This is a genomic window from Vibrio sp. YT-16 (assembly GCF_033337405.1).
GTDB lineage: Bacteria > Pseudomonadota > Gammaproteobacteria > Enterobacterales > Vibrionaceae > Vibrio > Vibrio alginolyticus.
Window position 1 is genome coordinate 80,982 of record NZ_JAWOQQ010000016.1, and the last position, 18,866, is coordinate 99,847.

Annotated in this window: 10 protein-coding genes, 1 tRNA gene and 1 riboswitch; of the genes, 6 read left to right on the plus strand and 5 right to left on the minus strand. The window is 44.4% G+C overall.

The window, feature by feature from the left end; all coding sequences use genetic code 11:
- Positions 1-2 precede the first annotated feature (2 nt).
- Both csrD and R7F07_RS20670 read right to left on the minus strand, forming a co-directional pair.
- Entirely contained in the window at positions 3-2,012 is a 2,010-nt protein-coding gene (csrD, locus tag R7F07_RS20665) for an RNase E specificity factor CsrD (protein WP_054728884.1), read from the minus strand.
- A 242-nt stretch (positions 2,013-2,254) separates the two neighbouring features.
- Positions 2,255-2,794 carry a single-stranded DNA-binding protein gene (locus R7F07_RS20670; RefSeq protein WP_005381235.1) on the minus strand — a complete coding sequence of 180 codons (540 nt, stop codon included), beginning with the start codon at positions 2,792-2,794 and terminating at the stop codon, positions 2,255-2,257.
- Between the two features lie 277 nt (positions 2,795-3,071).
- On the opposite strand from R7F07_RS20670, the gene R7F07_RS20675 reads away from it, so the two are divergent.
- The 4 genes from R7F07_RS20675 to R7F07_RS20690 all read left to right on the plus strand — a co-directional run bounded on the left by R7F07_RS20675 (position 3,072) and on the right by R7F07_RS20690 (position 9,569).
- Positions 3,072-3,716: a LuxR C-terminal-related transcriptional regulator gene (locus R7F07_RS20675; protein WP_005381237.1), complete on the plus strand. Its 645-nt coding sequence runs from the start codon at positions 3,072-3,074 to the stop codon at positions 3,714-3,716.
- 159 nt (positions 3,717-3,875) lie between these two features.
- Positions 3,876-4,748: a UTP--glucose-1-phosphate uridylyltransferase GalU gene (gene galU, locus R7F07_RS20680; protein ID WP_005381239.1), complete on the plus strand. Its 873-nt coding sequence runs from the start codon at positions 3,876-3,878 to the stop codon at positions 4,746-4,748.
- Positions 4,749-4,897: 149 nt separating this feature from the next.
- A complete protein-coding gene (gene uvrA, locus R7F07_RS20685; protein ID WP_005381241.1) occupies positions 4,898-7,720 on the plus strand; it encodes an excinuclease ABC subunit UvrA in 2,823 nt (940 codons plus the stop codon).
- 67 nt (positions 7,721-7,787) lie between these two features.
- Positions 7,788-9,569 carry a PglL family O-oligosaccharyltransferase gene (locus R7F07_RS20690; protein ID WP_054575330.1) on the plus strand — a complete coding sequence of 594 codons (1,782 nt, stop codon included), beginning with the start codon at positions 7,788-7,790 and terminating at the stop codon, positions 9,567-9,569.
- Positions 9,570-9,628: 59 nt separating this feature from the next.
- On the opposite strand, the gene R7F07_RS20695 is transcribed toward R7F07_RS20690, so the two are convergent.
- The gene (locus R7F07_RS20695) at positions 9,629-10,750 is read right to left on the minus strand and encodes a pyridoxal-phosphate-dependent aminotransferase family protein (RefSeq protein WP_054575331.1); all 1,122 of its coding nucleotides are present in this window, start codon (positions 10,748-10,750) and stop codon (positions 9,629-9,631) included.
- Positions 10,751-10,970: 220 nt separating this feature from the next.
- Positions 10,971-11,149, plus strand: a riboswitch (Lysine riboswitch).
- Between the two features lie 101 nt (positions 11,150-11,250).
- Between R7F07_RS20695 and lysC the strand changes: the two genes are divergently transcribed.
- Positions 11,251-12,603: a lysine-sensitive aspartokinase 3 gene (gene lysC / locus R7F07_RS20700; RefSeq protein WP_017821324.1), complete on the plus strand. Its 1,353-nt coding sequence runs from the start codon at positions 11,251-11,253 to the stop codon at positions 12,601-12,603.
- An 86-nt stretch (positions 12,604-12,689) separates the two neighbouring features.
- Here the strand turns inward: lysC and metH are convergent, their stop codons facing one another.
- On the minus strand, positions 12,690-16,370 hold the full coding sequence (gene metH / locus R7F07_RS20705; RefSeq protein ID WP_318110556.1) for a methionine synthase: 3,681 nt from the start codon (positions 16,368-16,370) through the stop codon (positions 12,690-12,692).
- Positions 16,371-16,561: 191 nt separating this feature from the next.
- Here metH and R7F07_RS20710 point away from each other — a divergent pair, with 191 nt between their 5' ends.
- On the plus strand, positions 16,562-17,893 hold the full coding sequence (locus R7F07_RS20710; RefSeq protein ID WP_171343301.1) for a cation:proton antiporter: 1,332 nt from the start codon (positions 16,562-16,564) through the stop codon (positions 17,891-17,893).
- A 746-nt stretch (positions 17,894-18,639) separates the two neighbouring features.
- Here the strand turns inward: R7F07_RS20710 and R7F07_RS20715 are convergent.
- Positions 18,640-18,716: transfer RNA gene (locus tag R7F07_RS20715), tRNA-Asp, on the minus strand.
- Positions 18,717-18,866 lie beyond the last annotated feature (150 nt).

Sequence of the window (18,866 nt, forward strand, 5' to 3'; positions counted from 1 at the left end):
CTTTATTTTTTCCGCCAGCGATTTCGTCTTCCCAATTTAACTTGGGATTCTGATTGAGAATTCGGCAACGCTTGGGGACGAGGAAGAAACTGCTGCTCCGCAGAAAAGTAACGCCCTTGCCCACCATAAACCCCGAGCTCAATTAATGTGTTGAGCTCGTTCTGATTCTCAATTCCCACTGCTATAATTTTAGTTTTACTGTTTGCCGCCGCACCTAGCATACTGCGAACAAATAGCTGGTTTTCATGACGTTGGTCGATTTTTGCTACTAAACTGCGATGAAGTTTAAGGTAACGAATGTCCACTTCTTTTAAATAGTGAGTGCTGACGATGGTACGCCCAGCCTGCCCAACCATTAAGTGGCACCCTAAACCGGCCAGCATTTTAGCGACTGGTCGCATAAAGTCTAAGTGTCTTACAAATTGTGCTTCAACAAACTCAAAACTGAGACACTTTCTCTGCTCACGTGACAACTGTAAGAGTTCATCACGAAACCATTTAAAGTACTCTCGGTTAGAAAATGGCGTTACATTCAAATTGAGCGCATACGATCTTGAGTTATCAAAATTATCCTTAAACTCTCTTAAGAATTTATTAATAACCGACTTATCCATTTGCGCTTCATAACCAACCTGTCTGATCGCAGAAATGAACCGAGATGCTTTAACAATCCCATTCTCAGGATCGCGAATCCGACATGTTAACTCTTCATATAATGATTTTTTATGCGTCGCGTCACTTATTGGGTGCACAGATTGTGCGTAGAGTATCACACTTTCAGGTGTAAGTGCTGTGTCAAATAACGTTCTCCACCTCACACTTCCGCGAGCTTCTTCATCGTGGTTCCATTTTTTGAAGCGACTCCAATTATTGTTATTTTGTAGTTGCGCACTACGCAAAGCAGTCTCGGCTTCATCAATGATTTGGCTGTGTCGCTCACCTTCTTTATAAGTGGTGATGCCAATATGGCACCAGTTGTCTGGATCAAGTGGCTCTGGCGGCATTAACTTTTCTAACTGGCGAATGCATTGCGAGGCAAGGTTAGCCACATCTTTCGCACTTTGGTGCGGTAGAAAAAGCGCAAAATCAGCATCGTAATAACGGGAAAATACAACATCTGGGTATCGTTGAACTAAATTGGACAATAAACTCCCAACTTCAACAATAAACTCATCCGTAATTTGCTTATCTTGCTCTTCTTCAACCAGTTTCCAGTCTTGAATACGCACTAGCAACACGGCGCCGCGAGCCCCACTTTCTAGTAACGCCGATTCCAACTTGCTATCAAATAACACTCGGTTAGCGGTACCGGTTAGCTTATCAAGGAAGGTTTGAGTTCGAATAAAGGTATCAAATCGGCTTCGCTCTTGACGCGCATCTTGTAACTCTTCGATTAATACATCGAGCGCTTCACTGGCGGTGTAAGGCCATTCTTTTTTGTCACCTTTGGCATACTGCTCCACCCTACCAGCCAGGATCATTCTGCCTCGCTCTTCGAGCATTTCGGAGCCTTCTAATTGCTCCTTAAGCCATGCCACACCGCGCATTAAGCAGAAGATGATCAATACAACGGCAAGCGTGATCGACCAAAGCGCCTGCATTGAGTAGCTGTAACCTAAGTAAGGGGGAATTGCTTTAAAGTGAATCGTGTAATCTTGATTGTGAGTCAGCTGGTACTCAGCCTCAAACAAGACTGACGCTTCCATTTGATGAGAAGTATCTTTGAAGCGATAAACAACGGCGTTGTTGGTCGACAACGTCATTTCGACAATATTGGAAGCCTGCAGCATTTTCGGCATCCAGCGCTGCATAGAATAAGCGGCGTCAGGATCTTCCATCTCCTTGTCGACCACCTCTACGATCCCTTCTAAATAATGGGTGAGATATTCCTGCCCAAGACGTTTAAAAGAGAGGGTGCCACCGACAAACAAGATAAACATGGCGCAGATAACGATCATGGTGACAAAGGCCACCAGCCGTGTGCTTAACTTAAGAGTTGGGGTATACCTCATGAATACCAAATTCCTTTTTTATTCATCATATACCTTATTGAAATATTTATACTTGATAAGAGTTCATCAAACAATCGGATTAGTCTGATAGTGAGAGGCTGGAGCATAAAGAAAATCACACTCATTGATAAGTTTTATTGTTACGCCTAACCTTGCCAAGATAAGCCTGTGAGATCATTAGATTGCGACAATAAAAAAGGCCGCGATATTCGCGGCCTTTTCGATTCAAGCATAAGCAGAATTTAGAACGGGATATCGTCGTCAAAATCCATTGGTGGCTCATTGTACTGCTGCTGTGATTGCTGCGGAGCCTGTTGTTGTGGTTGCTGTTGCTGAGGCGCATTGTACTGCTGCTGAGCTGGCTGTTGAGGCTGACCCCATCCACCTTGCTGCTGCTGTTGACCGCCCATAGGTGCGCCGCCACCTTGAGCACGACCGCCAAGCATTTGCATCACACCATTGAAGCCTTGAACAACGACTTCAGTTGAGTAGCGATCTTGACCACTTTGATCTTGCCATTTGCGAGTTTGCAGTTGCCCTTCAATGTAAACTTGAGAGCCTTTACGCAAATACTCACCTGCTACTTCCGCAAGTTTGCCGAACAACACAACACGGTGCCATTCCGTTTTTTCGCGCTGTTCGCCAGTCGCTTTATCACGCCATGAATCAGAAGTCGCAATAGTAATGTTTGCTACTGCACCGCCATTCGGCATGTAACGAATTTCAGGGTCGTTACCTAGATTCCCCACCAAAATAACTTTGTTAATTCCACGGCTGGCCATGATGTGCTCCGTTTCACTCTGGATATATAAAATTTTAGCGCATTAGAATAGCACGCTTTAATGTTTTGATTAAAGTCTAATACCATTGTGATCTATTGAGTCATCCTCTAGAACCCAAATCGTATTTCAACTTACGTGTGTAGCATTTTTGATTCGCGTTGCAGACATCGTTTCGTGAAGCTTTGAATTCGAACGCATTTATTCAGTAAAGCGATGGTTATGGCCTCTCTTTAATGCCAGTTTATGGCTTCTATTGAACCCAGGGAGATTGGAACACGTGAGAAAGTCGGCTTACGCAAGAAAGCTATTTCTGATCAGTATGGAAGATAATGCGCAAAAAAAAGTGGCGGCACTCGAAAAGTACGTTGATATGAGCATCCCGGTGATTTCAACCGCAGCACTCATGGAAGCCAAGCCACAACACCGTAATAAAATTCTACTGATCGACTTCAGTGAACATAAATCACTTGTTCAATCGATCAAAAACTTGCCTCTTGTATGGAAAAACTTTGAAACCGTTGTCTTCAACGTGCCTAAAAGACTAACCACAGATGAACTTCTTTCATTTGGTCAATTAAAAGGTGTGTTTTATTCTGAAGATACGCTAGAGCAAATTGGAGAAGGGTTAAAAGGCATTGTTAACGGTCAAAACTGGCTGCCGCGTAATGTAACCAGTCAACTTTTACACTATTACCGCAATGTCATTAATACTCATACTGCACCAGCTACGGTAGACCTAACCATTCGTGAGCTACAAGTACTGCGTTGCCTACAAGCTGGCGCCTCGAACAGTCAGATGGCCGAGGAGTTATTCGTCAGTGAATTCACCATCAAATCGCACTTGTATCAGATATTCAAAAAGCTATCCGTAAAGAACCGAGTACAGGCAATCGCCTGGGCAGACCAAAACTTAATGTCATGATGCAATGTGAGCGGCTCTGATAACTGAAATGACGAGTCGCTCATCTTTTTTCCGCACCGAGTCTCACATTTTTTCCTACTTTATTCATGATTCATTGATACCTCTCGTGTTAAAGTTATGCGCAGATTCTTGATAAAAACGAGATAGGATATTCCCCCAATGATAAAAAAATGTCTGTTCCCTGCTGCAGGCTATGGCACACGCTTCCTACCGGCAACGAAATCTATGCCAAAGGAGATGATGCCAGTCGTGAACAAACCGCTTATTGAATACGGTGTCGAAGAAGCAATCCAAGCTGGTATGAACGGCATGTGTATTGTGACAGGTCGTGGCAAGCACTCGATCATGGACCACTTTGATAAGAACTACGAACTGGAACATCAGATTAGCGGTACCAACAAAGAAGAGCTGTTGGTAGATATCCGTGAAATCATTGAATCTGCAAACTTCACTTATATACGTCAACGCGAAATGAAAGGCTTGGGCCACGCGATTCTAACTGGACGAGAATTGGTAGGCGATGAGCCATTTGCTGTTGTTCTTGCTGATGACCTTTGTGTCAACGAGCAAGAGGGCGTACTGGCTCAGATGGTGGCACTATTTAAGCAGTTCCGCTGTTCTATCGTTGCAGTGCAAGAAGTACCAGCCGAAGAAACACACAAATACGGCGTTATCTCTGGTGAAATGATCAAAGACGACATCTACCGCGTAGACGACATGGTAGAAAAACCAGAGAAAGGCACGGCACCTAGCAACCTTGCTATCATTGGCCGCTACATCCTGACTCCCGATATTTTTGAACTGATTGAAAACACTGAACCAGGTAAAGGTGGTGAAATTCAAATCACTGACGCGCTGCTAAAACAAGCAAAAGCGGGCTGTGTATTGGCTTACAAATTCAAGGGCAAACGCTTTGACTGTGGTAGCGTTGAAGGTTACATCGAAGCAACTAACTATTGTTTTGAAAACCTGTATCTAAAAGATGAAAAAACCTCTGAGCTAGGTAAGCACGCAACACAAAAAGCAGTATAAAGCATCGTCTTAGTACGAAATTACTGTATCGAAAGCCCAGCACAACGCTGGGCTTTTTACTTTACTGTTTTTTTATCCAGTAATTTTCTTTGCACATTTCTCACACTATGTAATACTTGCCCCACTTGGTTATACATAGAGCAAAAACGATGGATAAAATAGAAGTTCGCGGTGCCCGAACCCATAACCTTAAAGACATTAATCTTACAATCCCTCGCGATAAACTGATTGTCATTACTGGACTAAGTGGCTCCGGTAAATCCTCTCTCGCTTTCGATACATTGTATGCAGAAGGCCAACGACGCTACGTAGAGTCTCTCTCTGCCTACGCTCGTCAGTTTTTGTCTCTGATGGAAAAACCCGATGTCGACCACATTGAAGGGTTATCACCTGCGATTTCTATTGAACAGAAATCTACTTCTCATAACCCGCGTTCAACCGTCGGTACAATTACCGAAGTCTACGACTACTTACGTCTATTGTATGCTCGTGTGGGCGAACCCCGCTGTCCAACGCACCATGCCCCTCTTGCTGCGCAAACCATCAGCCAAATGGTGGACAAAGTCCTAGAGATGCCGGAAGGCAGCAAAATGATGCTATTGGCGCCTATTGTCAAAGAACGTAAAGGGGAGCATGTTAAAACGCTTGAGAACTTAGCGGCTCAAGGCTTTATTCGTGCGCGTATTGATGGAGAAACTTGCGATCTTTCCGATCCTCCAACCCTTGAACTACATAAAAAGCACACCATTGAAGTTGTGGTAGACCGCTTTAAAGTTCGTCCAGACTTACAACAGCGCTTGGCCGAATCTTTCGAGACAACACTCGAATTATCAGGCGGAATTGCAGTTGTCGCGCCAATGGATGGCGACGGTGAAGAGATTATTTTCTCCGCCAACTTCGCTTGTCCACAATGTGGTTACAGCATGCAAGAGTTAGAGCCGCGACTTTTCTCATTCAACAATCCTGCTGGTGCATGTGGCACTTGTGATGGCTTGGGTGTTCAACAATACTTCGATCCAAGCCGAGTCATTCAAGATGATTCATTAAGCTTGGCACAAGGTGCGATTCGCGGTTGGGATCAAAAGAACTACTACTACTTCCAAATGCTCACCTCATTGGCCGATCATTATGGTTTTGACCTCCATGCCCCTTTTAATTCTCTGCCAAAGAAAACGCAAGATGTCATTCTAAAGGGCTCAGGTCGTACTGAGATTGAGTTTAAATACATCAACGATCGTGGCGATATTCGCGTTAAACGCCATCCATTCGAAGGTATTCTGAATACCCTAGAACGTCGCTATCGTGATACAGAATCCAACTCTGTCCGTGAAGAGCTTGCAAAATACATCTCCACTAAATCTTGTTCAAGCTGTGGCGGTACTCGTCTACGCCTCGAAGCACGTAACGTGTTTATTGCTGATACGACACTACCTGAGATTGTTGAACTCAGCATTGCTGATGCATTGGAGTTCTTCCATTCCTTGAAACTGGAAGGTCAACGAGCCCAAATCGCTGAAAAAGTGATGAAGGAAATCAACGACCGCCTGCAATTCTTAGTTAACGTCGGTTTGAACTACCTAAACTTATCACGCAGTGCTGAAACCTTATCAGGCGGTGAAGCTCAACGTATTCGTTTAGCAAGCCAAATTGGTGCAGGTCTTGTTGGTGTGATGTATGTTCTGGATGAACCGTCGATTGGCCTCCACCAGCGTGATAATGAACGACTCCTAAAAACACTGACTCATTTGCGCGATTTAGGTAATACCGTACTTGTGGTAGAACACGATGAAGATGCGATTCGCTGTGCAGATCATGTCATAGATATTGGTCCTGGTGCTGGCGTACATGGTGGTAATGTTGTTGCGGAAGGCACCATGGAAGAGATAGTCGCGAATCCGAATTCTCTGACAGGTCAGTACTTAAGTGGTGTTAAAGAAATCGCAGTACCGAAAGATCGCACGCCGCGAGATCCGAAAAAAACGGTTGAGCTATTAGGCGCAACAGGTAATAACCTTAAAAACGTTAACCTTTCAATTCCTGTTGGGTTATTCAGCTGTATTACAGGAGTATCTGGCTCAGGTAAATCAACGCTGATTAATGATACTTTCTTTAAAATTGCGCATACCCAACTTAACGGAGCGACAACGGCTCAGCCTTCACCTTATAAATCGATTAAAGGTCTAGAGCACTTCGATAAAGTCATCGATATCGATCAAAGCCCAATTGGCCGTACACCTCGCTCTAACCCTGCAACCTATACGGGGATCTTTACACCAATCCGTGAACTGTTTGCAGGCACACAGGAGTCGCGTTCTCGCGGTTACAAACCGGGCCGTTTTAGTTTTAACGTACGCGGTGGTCGTTGTGAGGCCTGTCAGGGTGACGGTGTTATCAAAGTAGAAATGCACTTCCTACCAGATGTTTATGTGCCATGTGATGTGTGTAAAGGTAAACGCTACAACCGTGAAACGCTCGAAGTACGTTACAAAGGTAAAACTATTGATGAAGTGCTAGAAATGACGGTCGAAGATGCACGCACCTTCTTCGATCCAGTTCCTGCCATCGCTCGCAAACTACAAACACTGATGGATGTGGGTTTGTCGTACATACGATTGGGTCAAGCGGCAACAACACTCTCCGGTGGTGAAGCACAGCGTGTGAAACTGGCGCGAGAGCTATCCAAACGTGATACAGGAAAAACCTTGTACATTTTGGATGAACCAACAACCGGCTTGCACTTCCATGATATCCAGCAGTTGCTCACTGTACTGCACAGACTTCGCGACCACGGAAACACTGTCGTGGTGATCGAGCATAACCTGGACGTCATTAAGACTGCGGACTGGATTATCGATCTTGGTCCTGAAGGGGGTCAAGGTGGCGGCGAGATAATCGCTCAAGGCACTCCGGAAGATGTGTCGCAAATCGAGGGTTCGCACACAGCTCACTTCCTCAAGCCTATGTTGAAGTAGAAAAAACAGGTAAAGTATCGAGACCAGCAAGTGCTGGTCTTTTTTCATTCAAAACAACGCAATAACTATGGCTACTATACATGTAAGTGGAACAAAGCTTTCTCCCGAAAAAGTACAGGTTCCCCTCAATCGCAAGTTTCTCATTGCCTTGGCAACACTATTTGTGTTGGCAATGCACTTTTTCATGCCCAACCCCGGCGGTTCGGGGCTTTCGCTTTCGTTCAATGCGACAACTTGGATTGCTTTTAGCTTTGCATTAGGCATTGGGTGTTACCAACTAGCGAATAATCGAGTGCTACGTTACTCAAAACTAACCATCGGCTTGTTCATTAGTGCTCTTATCATGACAGTGCCCATTCTGTACCCAAATGCGAATAGCAGCTTGGCAGCCAATAAGCTCATTGGCCTGTGGTGTGGTGTCCTGTTCTTTATTGTTTTACAACAATTTCATTTCAGTAATAAACATCGCCAACGCCTATTATGGTTCATTGTCCTTGCGGTTGTTATCGAAGCCATTTTTGGTCTGACACAATATCTGTATCTCAAACCAGGTAATCCGTTTGGTTACGACACGGTGGCCAATCGTCCTTATGGTATTTTCCAACAGCCCAATGTAATGGCCAGTTTTCTTGCGACAGGGTTGGTGATTGCCAGCTATTTACTTGCACGTCAGCCCTACAAATACGATCGTAAGTTAAGCGATGTTTACCTTCTCTATGCCGTACCAGTTTTAACTTTACCACTAATTGTGGCGTTGGCTTCACGCACTGGTTGGTTAGCCTCGGTCATCGCCGTGTTGTTGGTCATTCCATACATGTACCGCTTTGCAACCAAAGGGCGCTTTATCCGCTGGGTTGTGTCACTTGTAAGTGGGCTCTTACTCTCAGTCGTTGTCATGCATCTTGCCTTTCCTGATGGAGGTGGGTTAGCCGCAGAAAAAGTAAATATGGAGTCTCCTCGAGCGTATACTTTTCCGCAAACATTAGACATGGTGATTGAAAAGCCTTTTACTGGTTATGGATATGGCAAGTTTGAATCTGAGTACATGCTGTATACGGCTCGTCAACATGCCCTAAATGAGAATTACCCAGCTGGTTTGCCAGCCATGGATCATCCGCATAATGAGCTACTTTACTGGGGAGTCGAAGGTGGCTTGCTGCCAATACTCGGCATCTTCTTAGCGATGGCACTGGTACTGTATCGAATCTATCAAGCCAAACGCGGAACTCGTCTTGCGTTGCTGGCCTTGTTTATACCTATCGTATTGCACTCGCAACTGGAATACCCTTTCTACCACTCTCTCGTGCATTGGTTGATCTTCGTTATCCTGCTGTACTGGGTCGATCAGCGCGTCTCTCGTTATCGACAAGTCGGCTTTAGTAATGTAACCAAAAGCTTGCTGCGTGTTTTTAGTTTGGTACTTCCCGTTGCGTTTACGTTTTACATGGTAAGCGCATTGCATACGAACTATGTATTGACGAAGTTTGAGACCACTAGGCCAACTAATCCTGATATTCTGAATCAAGTCAGTAACCCTGTGGTTTGGAAAGACAGATTTGATTGGGATGTTTATAGCACGTTTTTAAACATTGGGCTGTACCAACAAGACGCAACCTTGATTCAGCCTTATATCGATTGGTCGCTAAAAATCATCAAAGATAAGCCTCGCCCTGCATTTTATAATAATTTGATTTTGGCCTACCAAGGCTTAGATGACTCAAGTAAAGCGGAGCAAATTAGAGCTGAAGCGCAGTTTTTGTTCCCGAAGATTGATTTCAGTGACGTCAATTACCAACCACCTTCTCAAGCAATCTCTGCCTCACCAGCCCCCACTTCAGGTGAAGAGTAATAAGTACAAAAAAGCGAAGGGATGACCTTCGCTTTTCTTCATCTCATTGCTGTATGATTTTATTCAGTGAGTGACTCTTCTAACGCTTTTAAGCACAGCGCAACGTTTTCAGATCGAGCGCCGTAACCCATTAAGCCAATACGCCACGCTTTACCAGCTAATGCCCCAAGGCCTGCACCAATTTCTAGGTTATAGGTTTCTAGCAAGTGAGCACGAACTTTTGCTTCATCAATTCCTTCAGGCACGTAAATCGCATTTAATTGTGGCAACCGATGGGCTTCGTCCACAACAAATTCAAAGCCTAACTTTTGTAAGCCATTTTTGAGTTTTTCATGCATCAGTTGGTGACGAGCCCAAGCGTTTTCTAATCCTTCATTTTTCAGTATCAATAAAGCTTCATGAAGCGCATACAAGCTATTAACTGGCGCCGTATGATGATAACTACGCTTGCCTTCTCCACTCCAATACCCCAAAACTAAACTCTGATCGAGGAACCAACTCTGTACTGGTGTTGTTCTTGCTTGAATCTTTTCAATCGCGGCAGGAGAAAACGTCACTGGTGAGAGCCCAGGTACACATGACAAACATTTTTGACTACCAGAGTAAACCGCATCCAGTTGCCATTCATCCACTTTTAACGGCACACCACCAAGCGATGTCACCGCATCAACAATAGATAATGCATTATGCTGTTTCGCCAGCTTACCCAATGCTTGAGCATCACTGACTGCACCAGTTGAGGTTTCCGCATGCACAAAAGCAAGAACTTTTGTATCTGGGTGCTGTTCGAATGCTTGCTCGACTTTATCAATGGAAACAGGCGTCCCCCATTCATCATCGACGATAACAACTTCACCACCAGCACGGACGACATTTTCGCGCATGCGTTCACCAAATACACCATTACGGCAGACGATCACTTTATCGCCTTTCTCGATCAAGTTTACAAAGCAGGTTTCCATCCCTGCACTACCTGGCGCTGAAACCGCAATAGTGAACTCATTGTCAGTTTGAAAGACATACTTCAATAGCTGCTTGAGCTCATCCATCATACCGATAAACAGAGGATCAAGGTGACCTACAGTAGGACGGCTTAGTGCTTGTAACACTTGAGGATAAATATCAGAAGGACCAGGTCCCATTAAAATACGGTGAGGTGGAATAAAGCTTTGGATCGACATGTCAGCTCCTTGATTATCTTTTATCCTGAGCATTCTAAAAGTTCTATTCAATAACATGGCTCAGGTGTAGGGTTCTTCACCCTAATAGATTTTTCCTCTATCAGCAATTAGCCGTAAGTATGGAGGTCAAACCAGTGTCACAAAATCGTTAATAAAAAACACTATAAAGGTTGAAATATTGATTGACATTAAGGCCTCAAAACCGTTCAATGTTTGAGCTTTATGTAGAAGAGGAGCGCTACCCAGGTAGATGATTTGTGGAACCGCAATTCCAACACCAATCATTGAGGGGGAGTAGTGCCGAGGTAAGTCAAAGTTGCAGGATTTGACTTGTCGGTTGAATTGGGCTGAATCCCATCAACTGTCATCAGCGCAGTCTGATGAAGGGCTTCTGAGGGTAAATTTTTCAAATAGCATTCTAAATACCTCTCTTTTTGCTCTGTTCCTTTTCTCACTAAACATTGGATGTACAATTTTTTAGGAAGTCGTGGGAGAACGCAGTGAGCGCATTTAACGTAGCTAAATTCGGTGGAACCAGTGTTGCCAACTTTGAGGCAATGAGTCGTTGCGCCACCATTATCGAAAACAATCCAAATACTCGCCTGGTCGTGAGCAGCGCTTGCTCTGGCGTCACCAACCTATTGGTAGAACTCGCCAACGGCGTTCAGGATCAAACGCACCGTACTGAGCTGCTGCAAAATCTGGCCAACATTCATGACGCCATTTTAACTCAGCTCGAAGACAGCACGAAAACTGCTGCCGAGGTGTATGGCATATTAGATACCGTAACCAGCCTGGCCGAGGCTGCATCTATCCAAGCTAGTGCGAAGTTAACCGATCATTTAGTCGCATGTGGTGAACTCATGTCGACGCACATTCTAACTCAGTTAATGTGTGAGCGAGGCATTCAAGCAGTGCGCTTTGATATCCGCGATGTGCTGCGTACTGATGACAACTTTGGTCGCGCGGAGCCAAACATTGAAGCAATTTCGACGCTTGCGCAAGATAAACTCGTACCACTTTGCCAACAATCCGTTGTTGTTACTCAAGGCTTCATAGGATCTGACGAAGCCGGTAATACAACAACATTAGGTCGAGGGGGCAGCGATTACAGCGCCGCCTTAATTGCTGAGAGCGTTAAAGCGGCAGGGCTAGAAATCTGGACTGATGTTCCGGGAATCTACACAACAGACCCGCGAATTGCACCAAAAGCCTCACCAATTCCCGAGATCAGCTTTAGTGAAGCTTCAGAAATGGCTAACTTTGGCGCTAAAATCCTTCACCCTTCTACGCTAGTACCTGCATTGCGCCACGACATTCCGGTATTTGTAGGGTCATCGAAAGAGCCAGAAAAAGGGGGAACTTGGATTCGCCACCAAGTCGAAAGCTCACCGTTATTCCGTGCGCTAGCTTTGCGTTGTAACCAAACCATGGTAACGCTACGCAGCGCCAATATGTTCCACGCATACGGTTTTTTAGCAAAGGTCTTTGAGATCCTTGCAAAGCATAAGATCTCTGTCGATTTGATCACGACATCTGAAATCAGTGTATCGTTAACACTTGATCAAACTGATACCTCTGGCGGAGCACCACAGCTGCCGCAAGCTGCACGAGAAGAGTTAGAAGAGTTATGTAAGGTAGAAGTTGAACATGACCTATGCCTCGTTGCTCTCATTGGAAACAACATGAGTGAGAGTAAAGGCTACGCGAAACAGGTTTTTGGCACGCTAGAAGATTTTAACCTACGCATGATTTGTTATGGCGCTAGCCCTCACAACTTATGCTTCTTGCTCCATGAATCGGTATCGAAACAAGCCATACAAAAACTCCACACTGAGTTGTTTGAGAAATAAGTTCAACTCAATAAAACAAAGGGCTGCGTATTTGCAGCCCTTTGTCGTTTCATTAGTTGTTACATTTGGACGAGGTAAACATCAATTTAACCGTTAATGTTTGGCCCTAACCATTTTTCAGCCTCGATCCTATCCCACCCCTTACGATCGGCGTAACTCTCTAGCTGATCTTCTTGGATCTGTGCGATCGCAAAGTAACGTGAGTCAGGATGAGAGAAATACCAACCAGAGACTGACGCGCCCGGATACATTGCATAGCTGGAGGTTAGAGTCATACCAATGTTCTCTTCCACATTAAGTAACTCCCAAAGCGGTCCTTTTTCAGTATGTTCAGGACACGCGGGATAACCCGGCGCAGGGCGAATACCTTGGTATTTTTCACGAATGAGATCATCGTTAGATAAATCTTCATCAGCTGCATAACCCCAAATTTCTTTACGGACACGCTCATGCAAATACTCAGCAAACGCTTCGGCTAGGCGATCCGCCACCGCTTGAATCATAATTGCGTTGTAATCATCTCCCTGTGCTTTGTATTCATCAGCAAGCTCTCGTTCACCAATACCACCAGTGACAGCAAATGCCCCTATCCAATCATGTTTACCCGACTCTTTAGGTGCGATGTAGTCGGATAAACAATAGTTGAATCCTTTTGGTTTCTCGGTCTGTTGTCGCAAGTTACGTAATACTTTCACAACGTCGGTACGAGTTTCATCAGCATAAACTTCAATGTCGTCCCCCACGCTCGCAGCAGGGAATAAGCCACACATTCCACGCGCTTTTAACAGGCCTTCTCGCTCAACTCGATCAAGTAACTCGTTGGCATCTTCGAATAAACGTTTTGCTTCTTCACCAACTTCTTCATGTTGGAAAATTGTTGGATACTTACCCACAAGTGACCAAGTCATAAAGAATGGTGTCCAATCGATGTATTGACGTAATATAGCCACATCAAAATCATCGAAGATATGAATGCCAGGCTTAACAGGCACTGGAGGGGTGTAAGCTTCCCAATCGATAGCAACTTTATTCGCTCGAGCCGCTTCTAATGTCACTGGTTTGGTTCTCGGTTTCTTTCGATTATGTTGATCACGTACTCGTTCGTAATCAGCTTCAAGTTTTTCAACAAACTCAGGGCGACGTTCATCTGACAGAAGAGAAGTACATACGCCCACTGCACGTGAGGCGTTGTTCACGTAAACCACTGGATGCTTGTAATTTTGCTCAATCTTAACTGCTGTATGGGCTTTTGACGTTGTTGCGCCACCGATGAGAAGAGGTAAGTTAAAGTCGAGACGCTCCATCTCTTTTGCAACATGCACCATTTCGTCTAATGAAGGCGTGATCAACCCTGATAAACCAATAATATCGACGTTTTCTTCTTGCGCTACTTTTAAGATCTTTTCGCAAGGAACCATGACACCAAGATCGATAATTTCGTAGTTATTGCACTGCAATACAACGCCAACGATATTTTTCCCGATATCATGTACATCACCTTTGACCGTCGCTAGCAAAATCTTACCGTTTGTTTGTCCCACCTGCTTTTCTGCATTGATGTAGGGCTCCAGATGCGCGACTGCTTGCTTCATCACTCGTGCAGATTTTACGACCTGAGGAAGGAACATTTTACCTTCACCAAACAAGTCTCCGACGACGTTCATCCCATCCATTAATGGGCCTTCAATCACCTCTAATGGCTTTGAAGCGTTGACACGAGCCTCTTCGGTATCATCAACGATGAACTCAGTTATTCCTTTCACTAACGCGTGCTCTAAGCGCTTTTCAACAGGCCAAGTTCTCCACTCAAGTGCAGAGGCATCCTCCTCTTTACCTACCCCTTTGCCTGCATATTCCGCCGCGATATCTAACAATCTCTCAGTGGCGTCATCACGACGGTTAAGAACGACATCTTCCACAGCCTCACGCAATTTTTCAGGCACGTTATCGTAGATTTCTAACTGACCCGCATTCACAATCCCCATATCCATACCATTTTTAAAACAGTGGTAGAGGAACACCGCGTGAATCGCTTCACGTACATAGTTATTGCCACGGAAAGAGAATGAGACGTTAGAAACACCACCCGAGATCATCGCATGTGGTAAATCACGTTTGATATCGCCAACGGCTTCAATGAAATCCACCGCGTAGTTATTATGCTCCTCGATCCCCGTAGCAATGGCAAAAATGTTTGGGTCAAAAATGATGTCTTCTGGTGGAAAGCCCACTTCATCAACAAGAATTCGGTAAGCGTTGGTACAAATTTCTACTTTGCGCTCACGTGTATCTGCTTGCCCAATCTCATCAAACGCCATCACAATCACAGCCGCACCGTAACGGCGGATCAACTTAGCTTGTTCAACGAATTTCTCTTTGCCTTCTTTGAGAGAGATCGAGTTAACAATGCCTTTGCCTTGGATGCACTTAAGACCGGCTTCAATAACCTCCCACTTGGAAGAGTCAACCATGATTGGTACTTTTGAGATTTCAGGTTCTGACGCACAAAGGTTTAAAAAGCGAACCATACAAGCTTGTGCATCCAACATGCCTTCATCCATGTTGATATCGATAATTTGAGCGCCATTTTCAACTTGTTGACGAGCCACATCGAGCGCTTCATCGTACAGCTCTTCTTTAATTAAGCGCTTAAAACGCGCAGAACCGGTTACATTCGTACGCTCACCGACATTGATAAATAAAGAGCCTTTATCAATAGCGAGTGGCTCTAGGCCAGACAAGCGACAAGCAACGGGAAGTTCAGGTAATTGACGAGGGGCGATATTTTCAACCGCGAGTGCCATTTGGCGAATGTGCTCAGGAGTTGTACCACAACACCCACCAATCAAGTTTAAAAAGCCACTTTGAGCCCACTCTTTAACATGCTTAGCCATATCTTCTGGCGACAAATCGTATTCGCCGAATGCATTCGGAAGCCCAGCATTTGGGTGAGCGGAAACAAAAGATTCTGATATACGAGAGAGCTCTTCAACATAAGGACGCAGCTCATCTGGACCAAGTGCACAGTTCAAACCAAACGAAATCGGTTTAACATGACGTAATGAGTTGTAAAACGCTTCTGTGGTTTGACCGGATAATGTCCGACCGGAAGCATCAGTAATAGTCCCCGAGATCATCACAGGTAACTCAATCCCCATCTCTTCAAACACACTTTCAACAGCAAATGAACAAGCCTTAGCGTTAAGCGTATCGAAGATGGTCTCGATAAGAATAAGGTCAGAACCACCTTTAATTAGAGCACGAGTCGATTCAGAGTAAGCCTCAACTAACTCGTCGAAAGAAACATTTCGATATCCGGGGTCATTTACATCAGGAGAAATAGAACAAGTTCGGTTTGTCGGCCCTAAAACCCCTGCGACATAACGCGGTTTATCGGGTGTTTTTGCGGTCCATTCGTCTGCAACTTCACGTGCAAGCTTGGCAGCTGCAAAGTTAATTTCTTCACTTAGGCTTTCCATCTCGTAGTCAGCCATCGCAATGGTTGTTGCGTTAAACGTGTTGGTCTCAAGAATATCTGCACCCGCTTCTAAATATGCAGCGTGAATTTCCTTGATAAGTTGAGGCTGACTTAGAACCAACAGGTCGTTGTTACCTTTTAGATCACAATGCCAATCCGCAAAGCGCGTTCCTCGATAGTCTTGCTCTTCAAGTTTGTACCCTTGAATCATGGTTCCCATACCACCATCAATCAAAAGAATACGTTGCTTCAATTGAGCTTCAATCTGTTGTCTTACGTTACTTCCCACAGTACAGCCTCATTCCTTTAGTTATCTTTCCATCCTATCACACAAACTTCAGGAGTCTAGACGTCTAAACGTAGAATTAATGATTATTTTATATCCTTCTTAACTTGCAAAATAATCACGAAAAAATGTTTGCTATTTAAGCAGCATCAGCCGAGAATTCCATTCATAAAATGTTACAAATAGAGAGCTCTATGTCGGTCTATCATACTTTATGTTTTCTATCCGCAGCTGCGATGCTAATTGCTTTTGTAAACAGCAAGATAGGAAAGATGCAAACCACCATTGCGATTACCGCAGGTTCAATGGTGCTTTCACTTCTAATCTTAATTGCGGGTCAAAACAACTGGTTCCATCTCACCGAAATTGCGACGGAGACGGTCACAAGGATTAACTTCGAAGATTTCTTGCTCAAAGGCATTCTTGGCTTCTTACTATTTGCTGGTGGACTAGGCATCAAACTCCCGAACCTTAAAGATCAAAAGTGGGAGATCACTGTTTTAGCCCTTGGAGCTACACTGTTTTCTACGTTCTTTATTGGATTTACGCTGTATGGGTTTTGTCAGTTAATTGGCATCCAATTTGATTTGGTCTACTGCTTACTATTTGGTGCTCTAATATCGCCAACTGACCCAATCGCTGTATTGGCTATTGTGAAAAAACTCGATGCTCCTAAACGTATCTCCACTCAGATTGAAGGAGAATCGCTCTTCAATGATGGCTTCGGTTTGGTTATCTTCGTCACTCTATTTACGATTGCATTTGGCACTGAGGCACCAACTGTAGGTAGTGTCACCTTACTCTTCATCCAAGAAGCTATCGGTGGTATCACATATGGTTTCGTCCTCGGTTTGCTATTCCACTACTTGATCAGTGCCACCGATGATCACTCAATGGAATTGTTACTTACCATTGGTGTCCCAACAGCAGGTTACGCATTTGCTGAATACATCCATGTATCAGGCCCACTCGCAATGGTTGTATCCGGTATTATGATTGGCAACTGGACACGCTTTATTGGCTTTTCAAAAGAGAGTGAAGATCACCTTGACCATTTTTGGGAGCTTGTTGATGAGTTCTTGAATGGCGTGTTATTCCTACTGATCGGCATGTCGATGCTGCTGTTTGAATTCCACAAAGAAGACTGGATCATGATGGCTATTTCAGTCCCTCTTGTACTAGCAGCTCGCTATTTAAGCGTATTTCTCTCGTACATTGGCTTTAAGCGTTACAGAAAATATAACCCGTGGTCAGTACGTATTTTGACGTGGGGCGGCTTACGCGGGGGCCTTGCATTGGCAATGGCACTTTCCATTCCATCTGGTATTTGGGTGATTCAAGATAAGTTAATCGATGTAAAAGAGATTATTCTTGTAATGACCTACTCCGTCGTTGTTTTCTCTATCCTCATTCAAGGCTCAACAATCACCCCAATGATTGAAAAAGCAAAAGCAGAAGAGAAGAAGATGGAAGAGAATAACCAAGCAATAACCACTCCGGAACATACGGAGCCAGTGGACTCTTAAAGACACGTTACTTAATAGATAAAAAGCAGCTACCTAGCTGCTTTTTTCATAACTAATTTTCAGACTCCCCTTCAAGGACGAATGCTCCTTATTCTTTGATATACCTTCAAATATACTAAGAATCGCTACGCTACACTTTCATAGATACTAACTATTGCCGATAGATAGTATTCATAAACGAGTCTTTTAATTTGCCCATTTTCATCTGTATCACTTCTCTTCCCTTGGCAATATAGGCTCCTCGCAAACATCAAAGTTAAACTTCCACAATACTTAGCAATGAGCGAGTTTGTGTTTTTATGAGAAAGAGACATTTAGGGTGATTGCGTTCAGAACCCAAACGGGTTAGAAACCTCACCGAGATAAAACTGAGCTAGCACCCAGGTAGCAAAGCCTTAACGGAAGTTTAAATCCCTTCCCTCTTGAACTCAGTGAGACTAAACTTGTATTCAAAGTCCTCCTGTTTTCAAATTAGAAACAAGCGACACCTCAAACAATTAAGCTCTGTCATATAACTAGATTTTCTAATATCGAATAAAAGGAGCTTTGGTTAGAGCTTGGTATCGGAATAAGGCTAAGACTAAGGCACAGAGTTACATGCTAGCTCGTTCACGACGATATTAAAACCATGTGAAGAGGGTAGCGTAACTCTAGATGCAAGGTTTCAATATGAAAGTGAGTTTCAGGTAAGTCGGGGGAACCAGAACGAAAAAAGCCTCAGTCTTTCGACTGAGGCTTAATATAAGTGGCGGAGTGGACGGGACTCGAACCCGCGACCCCCGGCGTGACAGGCCGGTATTCTAACCAACTGAACTACCACTCCGCAGTGGTATCACTCGCTTTAATAAGCAAGCGTCCGCTTTTGTCTTCACTTTTCGAAAAAGTGAAAATAAAACTAAAGCCTGGCGATGTCCTACTCTCACATGGGGAAGCCCCACACTACCATCGGCGCTATTTCGTTTCACTTCTGAGT